The following is a 13,723-nucleotide window of genomic DNA, read 5'->3' on the forward strand; positions in this document are numbered from 1 at the left end:
CAGTGTGAATTTTACAAATGAAATCAAATAAAAGTTTAACTAGGCAGTCGCATTTTCTCGGTACAAAAATCCGTAACTTACGGAAACGTAACCATTTAACTTTGGATGATTTATCGTCTAGGTGTGTAAAATTAGCACCTGAGAATGCACCATCCGTTTCTTACCTTTCCATGATAGAGCGCGGAAAACGTATCCCTAGTGAAGAAATGTTAGAGGTGATTGCACAGGTTTTTCAAAAAAATGTGCAATGGTTCTTAGATGATGCACCAGCGCCCGATGAATTAACGCCTGAAAAAGGTAGCCGAGGCGGCATTAGTGGCATGGCGCTTGAGCCTAGTTTTTTGTTTTCTCAAGATATTTTGCAAATAGCAATTCCTGAAATGCTATCTCAAACGGGGACCACCGGACGCCAATTTGCGCACCTATTAATACGTGCATACCAAGAGCACCATCAAAATCATTTTCCTGACCTAGAGCGTGCAGCAGAGGAGGTTGGGCAAAAAAGAATGCCGTTATATGTGGAAGATTTACAAGAAATTGCTGAGCAAAAAGGATTAAGTATTCGTTGGTTTAGTGACCTTGAAAATCAAAAAAACTTATCCGAGGACGAGCAATCTCAAAGTATGAAAAGTATGGTGACCTCTTATCTACAACCTCCATCTACAGTGTATTTAAATAAAAAATTGAAAAAAAATTCGGCACGTTTGAAATATGAATTAGCGGTACATATTGCACACTGTGTTTTACATAACAATGATGGTGAAAAAAGTATTATGGTCGCGGGGGATAGAGCACAATATGACGTTCAAAAGAAGCGACCAAACAATTCGATCCCATCTACCCAGTTAGAATCTCAAGATATTTTACATGCCTGGCGTGACTTTGAATGCAGCTTTTTTGCCGCTGCCTTGTTATGTCCTAAAGTTGCTTTTAGACAATTATTGGATAGGCACGGTTATGAAATTAATATCGGTAAAGTGATTGATGTTTCTTCATCGGTGGTGATGCGCAGAATGACAGCGGTCTCCGCTTATCCTCATTGGCATTATTTTGATGCCTATAGTCCCGGTAAACTCAAAGCGGTCTATCGCGGAAATGGTATTCCACTGCCTTGGGGAAATATGCGTATTGTCAATGACCCTTGTCAGCATTGGTCTGTGTTTCGTATGTTGGCGGCTAATCAGGAAGGCACGGCAGCACAACTGTCTATTTTGAATGATGGTGACATTCCAAAAATATATTGTTGTGAGTCGATTAAAGTCCAAGATTTAACCGATGCATCGCATGTGTTGTGTGCAGGTATTGAGTTAAGTCCAGCGATTACTGCGCAAGGTTATGACGCTTTAGCTTTAGTTAACGAATTAAAAAAATTGTGTATTGAGAATGGTGGCGAGGCAGTGATCCCCGCGCATATAAAAAAGGTGTTAATTGCCGTTGCTCGTATTCTTAATATTAATTGGATAGAGCGAGGAATCGAAGAAAAAGCGCGTTTAATTTGCTCGCGTGGTGCTGTCTGTCCACGTAAACCTGGCTGTTACTCAATACCAAAAATGTAATATTACTTGCATCAAATTTTTGGCACTTTAGAGACGATGCTATTTTAACTAGTTTTTATGATTTAGATTTAAACTACGAGGGTTGTAAGAAAAGGGCTGCAAGAAGAGGGGATGAGATTAATAGTATGGCCATCGATAAAAACAGATACACGACGACTAAAAATAGTCTGTGTTTGTTTCGGTTATAGGGAACTGGTCTGCCTGTTAGTAAGTCTGTTTGATAGTAGTATTTAGCCGTCAACATTCCCACTAAACAGATTAAATAAGTACTTAATAAAACCAATGCCCAATAATCATCTGTTTTCACTAAAAAACCTGCTAATACGGGTAATAAGACAGCTGCTCCCATGCACATAAACCAGAGGGTTAATATAGAGAAATTGCTTAACCATTTAAACTGGCGAGCTAATAATTTAGGGAGGTATTCCATCTTATTTCCTTTTTATACGTTAACGGTTTGAAAAGCGTTATGATATTTTTGTACATGCAGATAGTTTTTGTAACCGAGTTGATATTTCTTACCTAATTTCTGGTGTTATTAAAAACAGTTTTCCTAGGCGCTTGCCGTAGGATCGTTTATGCTATTTATACCCTACAAAGCAACTTTTTAAAAAGGAAAAGACTATGCGTATCACTGCTAATTTCGATGCAGGCAATATTGAAGTTATTAATTTAGATGATAAAAAAGATATTCAGCTGGCTATTCGTCCTGATGTTGGAAACGAGTTCTTCCAGTGGTTTAACTTTCGTATAGAGGGTGAGGTTGGCGAACAATATATTCTTAATATTCTCAATGCTGGTCAAGCCTCTTACCTTGAAGGTTGGGAAAACTACCAAGCGGTCGCTTCCTATGACCGTCAACATTGGTTTAGATTGCCAACATTTTATAAAGATGGAAAGCTCACTATTGTCGCCGATATGGATTGTGAAAACATTCAGATTGCTTACTTTGCACCGTACAGCTATGAACGTCATCAAGACTTATTAGCTGCCGTACAAATGCACCCCTTAGTCAGCTTAGAGCATCTTGGTGAAACTATTGACCAACGTGATTTAACCTTAGTTAAAATCGGAGACGGAGATACTAACAAACGTAATATCTGGATCACTGCTCGTCAGCATCCCGGTGAAACAATGGCTGAGTGGCTGGTGGATGGGCTCTTACATAGTTTGTTAGATAGCGATAATTCAACTGCTAAACTATTGTTAGATAAAGCGAATTTCTATGTAGTGCCAAATATGAATCCTGATGGCAGTGTGCGTGGTCACCTACGTACTAATGCTCTTGGCGTGAATTTAAACCGTGAGTGGTTAAACCCAAGTTTAGAAAAAAGCCCTGAAGTATTTCATGTTGTGAATAAGATGCAAGAGACTGGTGTGGATCTTTTTTATGATGTGCACGGTGATGAAGCACTACCGTTTGTTTTCTTAGCGGGCTCTGAAGGAACACCGAGTTATAACGATCGCCTTGCTCGTCTACGTGAACGTTTTTCTGACGTATTCAAACTAGCCAGTGCTGATTTCCAATCTCAATTTGGTTATGACGTAGATGCGCCTGGTGAAGCAAATATGACCGTTGCAACTAACTGGGTTGCAGAACGATTTGACTGTCTTGCAAATACTTTAGAAATGCCATTTAAAGATAACGATAACTTACCCGATCCAACTATGGGATGGTCACCTGAGCGTTCAATAAAACTAGGTGAAGCATCATTAGTGGCGATGTTAGCCGTCGTTGATGATTTACGTTAATCTACGCTATTTAAAGCGTTGAATATAATGTATCAAATGAGTCGTTTACAAAGGCGACTCATTTGATTGCTATTATTAAGAAACTCGTCGTATTCTAACTTTTAAGAATACAACCCTTTAAAGTGTAATAATCCTCTGTGTGCCTATCTTTGGTAACACAAATACTGAGTAAATCTGCAATGAAATGTATTAATGCACGATGCTCTATCTCTCTAATCACAGTTTGAATTTCAGGCGTTAGCATGTGGTACATACTGGCAGCTCCAAAGTCTCCAAAAATAATATTAGCTTGCTGATCAAATAAAGTATTGTGTGCGTACAAGTCACCATGACAGACTTGATTATCATGTAAGTGCTCAAAAACTTGTTGCATTTGCTCCACTATTTTTTTAATCGCTGTTATCGATAAGCTAAACTCGGGATCAAAGGTATCGCGAGTACAAGTATTAAAATCCGGTGGCAACCCTAAGTTTTTAAAGTGTGTTGGGATCAATGCCATGATCAAGGCAAGGTAGCCTTTTTCATTAACCTGCGCGATAGACTGAATAAGGTTGTTATGACCACCTACTTTTAAACAAGCTTGTAATTCATCTTGAGGGTAACCATCACTAGTAACTTCGCCTTTGAATACCTTCACTGCTACCTGTTCTGGAAAGTCAGAGAGACTGGTTTCAGCTGTTTCATGCCACTGTGCTTTATAGATAACGCCCGATGCGCCCTGGCCAAGCACTTCTAATAATGTGTAATGATCCGATGATACTTCGGGCACGGTTTGAATATGCAAATCGGTTTGGCAAAAAGGGTTGCCAGCAAAAGCAAACCAAGCCAGCTTAGGCAGAGTTAATAACTGTTTTGGAAATGTGCTTAGTTGGTTGGCTGAAATGCGTAATAAGGCTAAATTCTCTAATCGACTTACACTTTCCGGTAGGTGAGTTAAACGATTGCCTGCTAATGCGAGTTTTTGCAAACGAGGGCGTTCACCTAATGTTTCTGGCAAGGTAACTATCTGATTATCTGTTAAAATTAACCAACGTAATAACAAGGGCAATGAATTTGCTGGGACCTCTTTTATTTGGTTCGCTTTAAAACCGACCATTTCTAATAATGGGCATGCCCCTAATGCAAGGGGTAATACTTCAAAACAGTTGTTAGAGGCAAAAATAATCTTCAGTTTAGTGAGTTGAGATATTTGCTCGGGCAGTGTGCTTAGTTGATTATTGGATAGATCTAATATCTCCAAAGTATCTGCGAGTGTTAAAATTTCCATTGGAAATTCAGTTAATTTTTCAGAAATTTGCAGGCGCTTAATACCTATTAATTGACCTGCTTTAAGTTGTGCAATAGTGTGCAAATTGTTTCCTCATGAGCATAACTGATTATTTTATTAGTACATAATATAATAAATAAGCAGCTAATACCCACATCAGAATAGCAATCACAATATCAATGATCTGTTGGCTTTTAGGTTTGGATAAAATAGGTGCTAGTTTTTGACCTAATAAAGCCAGAGAAAAAAACCATATAAACGAAGCACTCACTCCTCCTAATACAAACCATGGACGTTGATCGGCTGTTAAATTAGCAGCAAAACCACCTAAAATGGCAATAGTATCAATGTAAACATGCGGGTTTAAAATGGTGAATGCACAACAAGCAATTAAAATGGCTTTAAAGCTGCGATTTTTATTATCCGTGGTGAGGTTGTTTTTTCCTTTAAATGCGCTTCTAAAACATAAAAAACCGTAATACCCCATAAAGAGGGAGCCGATCACTCCAATACTGGTTAATAACCAAGGGTAAGCATTAAATACTTTTGCCCCGCCCCATACACCAGCGGACATAAATACAGCATCGGCAATGGAGCAGAAACTGGCAACAAACAGGTGAAATTGACGCTTAATACCTTGGTTTAATACAAACGCATTCTGCATTCCAATGGGCATTATCAAGGTTGCCATCAAAGTGAGGCCAGTAAAATAAGTGCTTAACATAATTGCTCATTAATAGTGTTTACCTGAAATAGGGCATTACTATAAATATTTTCTCCATGTTAGTATAATTAATGTATTTAATGTTAAATTAGTTTTGCTAATAAATTAACCATGTGATCAAGTCATTTAATGATTAGATAATGAGTCGTTTACGTAAGATAAGTGCTAATGAGCTTGGTTTAGTAATAGTATGTTTTGAATAAGGCCATCCATATCGGCTTAGGTGATAGGATTAAGCTTAGTGCTTAAGCTCAATATTTAAGTTCTGAGCTTAAATTATAGTGTTAAGTGAAAGGTTTAAATGAAAGGTTTAAATGATGGATTTAAGTAATATCGATTATAAGCTACTAAAAGCACTCGATGCAGTAGTGACCGAGCAAAGTTTTGAGCGAGCAGCCCAGCGCCTTTTTATTACCCAGTCTGCAGTATCGCAGCGAATTAAATTATTAGAAAAGCACTTTGGCGAGCCATTATTAATTCGCTCTACACCACCACAGTCATCCAATCTCGGGCGCTTGTTATTGGGACATTATCAGCGTGTTTTACAATTAGAAGTTGAGTTAAATCAACAACTAGATCTGCAAAGTAATAAAGCACAAACCTTACCCTTAGCGGTCAATGCAGACAGCTTAGCCAGCTGGTTAATTACCGCATTAAGTCCATTGTTACAGAAAAAAAATGTACAGCTTAATTTATTTGTGCAAGATGAGTCGACTACCTGGGAAAGAATGCGCAGTGGTGAAGCCTTAGCTTGCTTGAGTAGTAAAGCTAAGGCGATTAGTGGTAGTGATAGCCACTTTTTGGGGTATATGGAATATGTTTGTGTTGCTAGCCCTGATTTTATTAAGCGATTTTTTAAACAGGGAGTCAACAAACAAAGTTTACAGCTTGCTCCTGCTATGTCTTTTGACCAAAGCGATGATATTCATTTAGCTTTTTTACGTGAACATTTTCAATTACAAATGGGCCAATATCCTTGTCATACAGTACGTTCATCTGAAGCTTTTGTAGACATAACATTAGCCAGTGGAGCTTATAGTTTCAACAGTATATTTAGCGTTCAAACCCACTTACAAACCGGTCGTTTGGTTGATATTTTACCTGACTATAAGTTACGAGTTCCCTTGTACTGGCATTGTTGGCAGTTAGCAGGAGAGATGATGCAACAACTAAGCGATCAAGTAATAAGCTATGCTAGGCAAGTATTAAAGCAGTAATAAATAGCCCTTAGCGCTGGCTATAAATAGAGCTATTGTGGCTGCAAATTGTTATTATTTATGATAGTTTTAACTGCCACACATCATTATTTTCATTGATACAAATATCTGCAAGTGTATATTTTTTTAATTCTTCAATAAATGCATTCATTGCGTTATCTAATATAGGTTTTACTAAGCAAGCACTTCTTAATCGACAGGGAGGTTCGGCACAGTTGACTGGGTCCAATGACTTTTCCATCACTTGTACGACTTCACCTAAGTTAATTAAGTGAGCAGCTCTGGCCAATTTTACGCCACCACTTTTGCCTCTAACCGTATCAATAAAACCTGCTTGCCCTAAGTGTTGTACGACCTTAGTCAGGTGATTAAAGGAAATATTAAATACCGATGCAATATCCGTTGCTGTCGATAATGTACCTTTTCCATCCTGCGTTTCAATATATCGCTTTTCTAAATAAATCAAAACGCGAATCGCATAGTCCGTATGTTTAGTTAACTGCATTTTAATCCTTTACACGCACATAGGTATCGGGTGTGTTTATTATTTCAAGCGACTCATTCAAAATGAGCGACTTTTTAGTGAAACTTATTATGCATTTAGTTTGCATGTTTTAAAAGAAGCATTTAAAATGCGTATTATGAATTTTGAACAAGTATTTAAAATGCAACTTATGGAGTAGGTCATGTTAACTGATAACGAGATAAAAATAATTAAAGCAAGTGCACCAGCATTAGCGGAATATGGTGAGCAGATCACTGGACGTTTTTACCAAATTTTATTGCAAAATAATCCTGAACTATGCAATATTTTTAACATGACCAATCAAAAAACGGGTAATCAAAAACAAGCGTTAGCAATGGCGGTATATGCGTTTGCAAAGTACGTTGATAATTTATCGGTTATTTTAGGCGATGTTGAGCGTATTGCTCAAAAGCATGCGAGTTTAGGTATTAAAGCTGAACATTACCCATTAGTTGGCAGTGCCTTATTAGCCGCTATTAAAGAGATATTAAACCCAGGTGATGAAGTGCTCGCTGCTTGGGCGAGTGGCTATGGTCTGTTAGCCAATGTGTTTATTGAGCGAGAAAAAGAGCTGTATCAAGAAAGTGCAGAAAAAGAAGGTGGTTGGGTAGCAACACGCGAATTCACTGTCGTTTCAAAGCAACAAGAAACGCCTCTAATAACATCATTTTATTTACAACCTACAGACCAAGGTGCAGTGAGCCAATATCAAGCTGGGCAATATATTGCACTGCATTTACATCCCGTTGGTCATCAGCATCATCAAATTCGCCAGTACAGTCTTTCGGGCGCTTTTGATGCTAAAGGTTATAGAATTTCTGTTAAAAAAGAAGCAAGTGAGCAAGGTGAAGGCGTTATTTCTAATTACCTACATAACCAACTCAATGAAGGGAATGTTGTTCAAGTGTCTAATCCCTATGGTGAGTTTGTATTAACAGCTTCGCAAAAACCAGTAGTATTGATCAGTGGTGGTGTAGGTATTACGCCAATGCAAGCAATGTTAGAAACAATAGCAGTTGATTACCCGACTCGAGAAGTGCATTTTGTACATGGAGCGTTAGATCAAGAACATCATGCGTTTAAACCTTATTTAGATAAGTTAATCGCAGATAATAAAGCCAACGCACATATTTTTTATCAACAAGCAGAAACCGTTAACCAAGGGCATCATCAAGGCATGATCAATATGGATACTATTAAAGCAGCCTTGCCAATAGCGGAAGCTGAATTTTATCTGTGTGGTCCATTAGCGATGATGAAAGCTGTTTATCAACAGCTTAAAACCTTACAAGTAGCAGATTCACAAATTTTCTATGAAGTGTTTGGTCCAGCTAAAACATTAGCTGATTAATGAGGTTGATGGCCTGCTTTATCCTGCACAAGATAAGGTCGGCTGTACAAACTACTACTTTTTAAGTGTTAACTATGCAACAACTAAGCACGAATTAAGTGTTAATTAAGCTACTTAACCTTTGCTCTAATCTCTGCTAATTCTTGCTGTAACGCTTTTAAACGTTTTGCATACTGCTCAGGTAAGTGCGTATTATTAAGTAATGTAAAACTACTTTGACATTGATTAATTAGCGCTTGATGATCTTTTCGTTGTGGCATTTCTTGCAGCATTTTAATAAATACCTGTGAGCGATTTAATAATGCACCGGTATTCACTGGCTCTAATGCTAATGCTTGATCAAAGCTTTCAATTGCTTGTGAGAATTGCTTTTCTCTAAAAAACTTAATCCCTGATTTATTATAATTAGTGAAACTGTTAATACGGTTATCCAGTAACTCTCCAGTATGTTTTTTAATACTAAGCTGAGTGCTTTGATCTACAATATTACGTTGCTCAAGCTCAGCTAAAAAAGGGCTAGCCTCTTCAAATTCGCCTATATCTAGTAATGAAAATAAACTTTCGGTCAAAAAAGTGGTATCAAAATCTACGATCTCTCCATTAGTATTTTTTAAAGTATTAAATATACGACGCTTTGCTTTTAATGGTTCATTAAGCGCAAGGTGAACATTTGCTTGGTATATTTGGTCAAAACCATCAAAATTAAAATCTCTATTTTTACCCTCTTCAAAACGGCTTTGGTAAAGTGTTGAAGCAACTTTTTTCAGTATTTCTTTGCGTTTTTTCATATCATCTTCTGTTTTTGCAAAAGCAACAATGCTACGCAAATAATTAGCAAGATGACAGGGATCTGGATAAAACGAGTTACAACTTAAGTGCAAGATAGAGGCATAACTACTTAACATTAAAATGTATTCTTCCATCTCTGTGGCTAATAATGCGACTTCCTGATGGCGTTCAATACTATGATGTGTTGTTGTGGCCGCATGACTCAATATATTCAAGGCATTTTGCAATTGCCCATCATTTTTGTAAGCACGGGCTAACCATTGATAAGCTTCCATTTGCATCGGTGCATAGGAAATTAAGCGCGTTAATACTTCAATAGACTTTGTATACTCCTTCTGCAAAAAGTATAACCTGCCTAAACTGATGCTCGAGTGTACTAATGGTCTTAGGTCCACCATTGGTTTTAAAATTCTTTCCGCATTACTAAACTGTCCCATTTGAATATAAATGTCAGCTAGTACATTTTTACATAGGCCGCGAAATCTAGGTTCTGCATCAATTTTTTGTTGGCAAAGTGAAATTGCCACCTCAAACTCATCATTGTTGATTGCTTCATTTATTTCTTGCAATACTTGTTTTCGTTGCATTGCCGCAGTGAGACGATTACTCAACTGTATTGGTGAAAATGGTTTCATTAGGTAGTCATCGGGCGATTTTTCCATCGCGGTCAAGACCATTTTTTTATTACTATCTCCGGTGATAATAAAGCACAGAGCATGCTCAGGGATTAAATTATTTCGCTTTAGGTAATCAAATAATTGCACACCATTCTTACCGCCACCTAAGTTGTAGTCCAACAGGTAGATATCAAATTGGTCAAGATTAGCGATGCGTGCTGCTTGCTCAGCTGATTCCGCAAATGCAATGCATTCTGCCCCTTGATTCATCAGCATTGCTTTAAGCATTACATGGAATGCTTTTTGGTCATCGACGATGAGTATTTTTTTATTACGATAGCTATACATTGTGAGGGTCTTTAATTAACAGAAAAAAGTAATAACAAAGCATTCAATATTGCACGATTTATACCCGTTAAAGAACTACCACCTGCTAAACATAGTTTAACGTTGATAATTATTAGATATAAAGCACTTAATTTAATTAGGAATGTAACAATAATTAATACCATTGATTTTATCAAATCATTAATTAACATTCAGTAAAGCAGATCAAAGACTAAAGGCAAGGCAATAATAAAAATAGATGAATTTTAAGTGAATGAATAAACACTAATCGGGAGAAAAATAAGAAAAATAAGAAAAATAAGAAAGTGTTATATATTTGCAATGTATTGCATGAGGAGTGAAATGGTGGAGGGAGGTGGATTCGAACCACCGAAGCTTTCGCGACAGATTTACAATCTGTTCCCTTTGGCCACTCGGGAACCCCTCCGTTATTTCGAGTGAGATAATATCAGAAAAATTTCGCTTGTGAAGAAGAAACTTTAAAAAAACATTAAATAAAATCAATTTCTTGCCGATAAAGAGAATACTTCAACAAGGAATCTTTCTTTTAGTATGAATATTGAGCAACTTAATCAACAGATAGTAATCAACGAGTGGCAATTAGGTCAGCAGCTTAATACTGCTGTGCATAATGGTACTCGTGAAAAATTTAATTTGTTATTAAGTTTGTTATCAGATGATGCGCGTGATTTTGCGCAATTCTCTGGGCGAGTTGAGCAAACCGAAGTAGAAAAGAAGGTTGATCTACGCGCTTATTTTGATTTACCAAACGCGCAACCGCTAGTTAATACTGGGCCAAGTGCGAATATTTTAGCCGAGTTGAACAATGATTTACATAATAATAAGCTCACTGATATTCGTTTGAAACAGCTGCTGGCTAATGAAGCATTATTATCAAAGCAAGTAAGCGGCGAGTTCCCAGATGATATTTTAGACAACTTACCTCTTTTGAAAAAACAACGCGTGAATGCAGCTTATCAATCAACACTCTTAGGCTCTGAAAGTGATAAAGAGGCGAACGCCTTCACTACAGCAGGTGTGACATCTTCTCCTAACGGCATGAATGTGAGTTTGCTAGATGAATATAAAAACTTAGACTTAGAAAGTAAACCGTTACGCGTACATTATTCCTAAGCTGTGTTTAGGTTTAAGCTCACTAAATATCAAACTACAGACATCATTAAGTACTTTACTGTTTAAATAGCTCCATTTTTGTCCATGACCCTCTCAATAATGTTACTTACTACCTTCTTATTATTTGAATATTTGAATATTTTATTAGTCAAAGATAAAATCTGCCGACTCTGAACTTGATGTTCAATACGCGGTCATAATTTCAAGTTTTCATTTTAAAGTATAATTAATACCTTAAAATATCTTATTAATTATAATGTTATAAATCAGGGTAAACGTGTTTATGGGAAGTAAAGTAGCTAAATTCGCAACTAAAAGAGCCACTAAAACTACGGCGATGATAGTGATTGTTGGTTCTCTAACCACCTCATTGTCGGCCTGTGTGGGCAGCAATGCGGTGACTGACAAGGTGATGCAGTTCAACTTGGAAGTGGTAGATAACCGCTACGGTCGTGGTGGTATTAATATTCTATTGATTCCTGTGTATGCATTAACACTGGCTGTTGATGTCGTTATTTTTAATGCACTTGAGTTTTGGACGGGTGAAAATCCTTTGAATGGCGAACCACATATCTTTGATTCTAAAGTTAAAACTATGTACAAAGTGAATGAGAAAGTGGATCCTGCATTTACTAAACCACCTTTAAAACCATTACAAAAAACACAAGTAGATCATCACTTGACTGAAAAAGCAGTGTATTCGATGCAAGTTAATCCAGTTAATAGCAAAACGATAGATTACAATATTGTTTATACAAATGGGGAAAAAGCGGTATTACGAGGAGAAAAGGTAGGAGAATTAGTGACTTTTTCCTTAAATGGTGAGTTTGTCACAATGGCTTCGCTTGATGAATTAAGCGACTTTATGACACCAAAGTCTTAATATCAATGACGCTAAAGAGTTGATCCCATGCTTAATGGTATTAATATTCAATTTTGTTAAATGACTAATTACAAAAAATAAAACCTTAACAATTGTTAAGGTTTTTTATTATCTAAAGCTATTCTTTAGCTGATATTATCTAAAAACAACAGTGCGGTTAGCATATACAAAGACTTTATCGTCTAACACTCGTTGTAATGCGCGGCTTAATACTGATTTCTCTACATCTCTACCTGCTTTTGCTAATGCTTCGGCATTATAAGCATGGTCAATATGTGCCACATCTTGAGTAATAATTGGACCTTCATCTAGGTCATTATTCACAAAATGCGCCGTTGCACCAATGATTTTAACACCACGGTCGAACGCTTGCTGATAAGGTTTTGCACCAATAAAAGCTGGTAAGAAAGAGTGGTGTATATTAATTAATTTATTGGCATAGGCTTCAACAAAATTAGGCGTTAAAATACGCATATATTTAGCTAAAATCACATAATCCGGTGTGTACGGTGCAATCGTTTCCAATACCTTTTGTTCGTGCTCCTCACGTGTAAGGCCTTCATGGCTTACTGTGTGGTAAGGAATATCAAATTTAGTCACTAAATCTTCTAAGATATCATAATTACCAATTACCGCAGCAATCTCTACATCAATACCACCATAGGTACTTTTCATTAAAATATCACCAATACAATGCGCTTCCTTGGTGACTAAAATAACAATGCGTTTACGGTGGCTTGCACTGATCAAAGAGCGTGTAGAACCTTTTGGCAAATTCAAATCTAAATCCGCTAATAGCGTATGGTCGTTAAAAATACCTTCAATCTCTGTACGCATAAAAAAACGATTATATTGATGGTCAACAAATTCATCATTCTTAACGACATTTAATTGGTGTTTTTGACAGATATTAGTAATTTGTGCGATTAACCCTTTTGAGTCGGGGCAATTTGTTAGTAATGTTTTCTTTTCCATTATTTTCTCGATTGGTTCAATTTTGCTATTAAGCACAGCACTTTTTATATTTTTTGCCACTACCGCAAGGGCATGTGTCGTTGCGCCGTATCTTACCTGATTTTTCACTAGGATAAAAAGTTCCGTCGCAATAAAGCCATTGTTGATGATCTTTCACAAAGTTAGAAAGTTCGTGATGGCAATTTAATTGCCCTTGAGCGACATACCAAGCTTTAAATTCTACGGTCCCCGTATCTGCAAGCATTGTTGTATTGATAATATCGAGGCGTTTCCAATCTAATGATTTTTCAGATAATTTTTCCACGGTTAAATCACCTCGATAATCAGGGTGATAGGTCGAGAATAAGTATTCGCCAAGTTGTAAACAGAATGCGCTAAAACGAGATCGCATTAATTGTTCACAGGTAGCAGGCTTTTGTTGTAGGTCATGAAAGGGTTGACAACAGTCTTGATAGATTTTTCCGCTGCAACAAACACAAAGTGTATTTTTCATATTCTCGCTTTCCTATATAAAGTCCATAAAAATCAATAAAAAAAGCTCATAAAAAAAGCGCTCATTGAGCGCTTTATTGTACAGTCAATAA

At 37.0% G+C, this 13,723-nt stretch carries 13 protein-coding genes and 1 tRNA gene; 6 read left to right on the plus strand and 8 right to left on the minus strand.

The genetic code is table 11. The features are described from left to right. The first annotated feature begins 17 nt into the window (after positions 1-17). A complete protein-coding gene (locus H592_RS0116325) occupies positions 18-1,556 on the plus strand; it encodes a DUF3612 domain-containing protein (protein ID WP_028869705.1) in 1,539 nt (512 codons plus the stop codon). A 73-nt stretch (positions 1,557-1,629) separates the two neighbouring features. On the opposite strand, the gene H592_RS23375 is transcribed toward H592_RS0116325, so the two are convergent. Beyond that, positions 1,630-1,986 carry a hypothetical protein gene (locus H592_RS23375; protein ID WP_051369218.1) on the minus strand — a complete coding sequence of 119 codons (357 nt, stop codon included), beginning with the start codon at positions 1,984-1,986 and terminating at the stop codon, positions 1,630-1,632. Between the two features lie 194 nt (positions 1,987-2,180). On the opposite strand from H592_RS23375, the gene H592_RS0116335 reads away from it, so the two are divergent. Then, positions 2,181-3,308 (plus strand): M14 family metallopeptidase, encoded by a 1,128-nt coding sequence (locus H592_RS0116335; RefSeq protein ID WP_028869706.1) that lies wholly within the window; start codon positions 2,181-2,183, stop codon positions 3,306-3,308. Between the two features lie 94 nt (positions 3,309-3,402). Here the strand turns inward: H592_RS0116335 and H592_RS0116340 are convergent, their stop codons facing one another. Next, positions 3,403-4,659, minus strand: coding sequence for a leucine-rich repeat-containing protein kinase family protein (locus tag H592_RS0116340; protein ID WP_028869707.1), 1,257 nt, complete (start codon positions 4,657-4,659; stop codon positions 3,403-3,405). A 25-nt stretch (positions 4,660-4,684) separates the two neighbouring features. Further along, positions 4,685-5,299 (minus strand): LysE/ArgO family amino acid transporter, encoded by a 615-nt coding sequence (locus tag H592_RS0116345; RefSeq protein WP_028869708.1) that lies wholly within the window; start codon positions 5,297-5,299, stop codon positions 4,685-4,687. Between the two features lie 317 nt (positions 5,300-5,616). Between H592_RS0116345 and H592_RS0116350 the strand changes: the two genes are divergently transcribed. Beyond that, positions 5,617-6,516 (plus strand): LysR family transcriptional regulator ArgP, encoded by a 900-nt coding sequence (locus H592_RS0116350; RefSeq protein ID WP_028869709.1) that lies wholly within the window; start codon positions 5,617-5,619, stop codon positions 6,514-6,516. 58 nt (positions 6,517-6,574) lie between these two features. Here the strand turns inward: H592_RS0116350 and H592_RS0116355 are convergent, their stop codons facing one another. After that, the gene (locus H592_RS0116355; protein ID WP_028869710.1) at positions 6,575-7,021 is read right to left on the minus strand and encodes an RrF2 family transcriptional regulator; all 447 of its coding nucleotides are present in this window, start codon (positions 7,019-7,021) and stop codon (positions 6,575-6,577) included. A 181-nt stretch (positions 7,022-7,202) separates the two neighbouring features. Between H592_RS0116355 and hmpA the strand changes: the two genes are divergently transcribed. After that, complete coding sequence (gene hmpA, locus H592_RS0116360; RefSeq protein WP_028869711.1) at positions 7,203-8,393, plus strand: NO-inducible flavohemoprotein; 1,191 nt, start codon at positions 7,203-7,205, stop codon at positions 8,391-8,393. 110 nt (positions 8,394-8,503) lie between these two features. On the opposite strand, the gene H592_RS0116365 is transcribed toward hmpA, so the two are convergent. Both H592_RS0116365 and H592_RS0116370 read right to left on the minus strand, forming a co-directional pair. Further along, on the minus strand, positions 8,504-10,147 hold the full coding sequence (locus H592_RS0116365; protein ID WP_028869712.1) for a response regulator: 1,644 nt from the start codon (positions 10,145-10,147) through the stop codon (positions 8,504-8,506). 343 nt (positions 10,148-10,490) lie between these two features. Then, a tRNA-Tyr gene (locus tag H592_RS0116370) sits at positions 10,491-10,574 on the minus strand. 125 nt (positions 10,575-10,699) lie between these two features. Between H592_RS0116370 and H592_RS23380 the strand changes: the two genes are divergently transcribed. Beyond that, positions 10,700-11,281: a VC2046/SO_2500 family protein gene (locus H592_RS23380; protein ID WP_051369219.1), complete on the plus strand. Its 582-nt coding sequence runs from the start codon at positions 10,700-10,702 to the stop codon at positions 11,279-11,281. A 283-nt stretch (positions 11,282-11,564) separates the two neighbouring features. Beyond that, positions 11,565-12,164, plus strand: coding sequence for a DUF3332 family protein (locus H592_RS0116380; protein ID WP_245600444.1), 600 nt, complete (start codon positions 11,565-11,567; stop codon positions 12,162-12,164). Between the two features lie 135 nt (positions 12,165-12,299). Here H592_RS0116380 and purU read toward each other — a convergent pair whose 3' ends face one another. Both purU and H592_RS0116390 read right to left on the minus strand, forming a co-directional pair. After that, a complete protein-coding gene (gene purU, locus H592_RS0116385) occupies positions 12,300-13,139 on the minus strand; it encodes a formyltetrahydrofolate deformylase (protein WP_028869714.1) in 840 nt (279 codons plus the stop codon). A 28-nt stretch (positions 13,140-13,167) separates the two neighbouring features. Further along, positions 13,168-13,632 (minus strand): YchJ family protein, encoded by a 465-nt coding sequence (locus H592_RS0116390; RefSeq protein ID WP_028869715.1) that lies wholly within the window; start codon positions 13,630-13,632, stop codon positions 13,168-13,170. Positions 13,633-13,723 lie beyond the last annotated feature (91 nt).

This window comes from Psychromonas arctica DSM 14288, from assembly GCF_000482725.1.
In the GTDB taxonomy this organism is placed as follows: domain Bacteria; phylum Pseudomonadota; class Gammaproteobacteria; order Enterobacterales; family Psychromonadaceae; genus Psychromonas; species Psychromonas arctica.

What these genes read in the sequence shown, in the direction of transcription:
- H592_RS0116325 (WP_028869705.1), top strand. Translation starts at nt 18, where the DNA reads ATGAAATCAAATAAAAGTTTAACTAGGCAGTCGCATTTTCTCGGTACA.
- H592_RS23375 (WP_051369218.1), bottom strand. Translation starts at nt 1,986, where the DNA reads ATGGAATACCTCCCTAAATTATTAGCTCGCCAGTTTAAATGGTTAAGC.
- H592_RS0116335 (WP_028869706.1), top strand. Translation starts at nt 2,181, where the DNA reads ATGCGTATCACTGCTAATTTCGATGCAGGCAATATTGAAGTTATTAAT.
- H592_RS0116345 (WP_028869708.1), bottom strand. Translation starts at nt 5,299, where the DNA reads ATGTTAAGCACTTATTTTACTGGCCTCACTTTGATGGCAACCTTGATA.
- H592_RS0116350 (WP_028869709.1), top strand. Translation starts at nt 5,617, where the DNA reads ATGGATTTAAGTAATATCGATTATAAGCTACTAAAAGCACTCGATGCA.
- H592_RS0116355 (WP_028869710.1), bottom strand. Translation starts at nt 7,021, where the DNA reads ATGCAGTTAACTAAACATACGGACTATGCGATTCGCGTTTTGATTTAT.
- hmpA (WP_028869711.1), top strand. Translation starts at nt 7,203, where the DNA reads ATGTTAACTGATAACGAGATAAAAATAATTAAAGCAAGTGCACCAGCA.
- H592_RS0116365 (WP_028869712.1), bottom strand. Translation starts at nt 10,147, where the DNA reads ATGTATAGCTATCGTAATAAAAAAATACTCATCGTCGATGACCAAAAA.
- H592_RS23380 (WP_051369219.1), top strand. Translation starts at nt 10,700, where the DNA reads ATGAATATTGAGCAACTTAATCAACAGATAGTAATCAACGAGTGGCAA.
- H592_RS0116380 (WP_245600444.1), top strand. Translation starts at nt 11,565, where the DNA reads ATGGGAAGTAAAGTAGCTAAATTCGCAACTAAAAGAGCCACTAAAACT.
- purU (WP_028869714.1), bottom strand. Translation starts at nt 13,139, where the DNA reads ATGGAAAAGAAAACATTACTAACAAATTGCCCCGACTCAAAAGGGTTA.
- H592_RS0116390 (WP_028869715.1), bottom strand. Translation starts at nt 13,632, where the DNA reads ATGAAAAATACACTTTGTGTTTGTTGCAGCGGAAAAATCTATCAAGAC.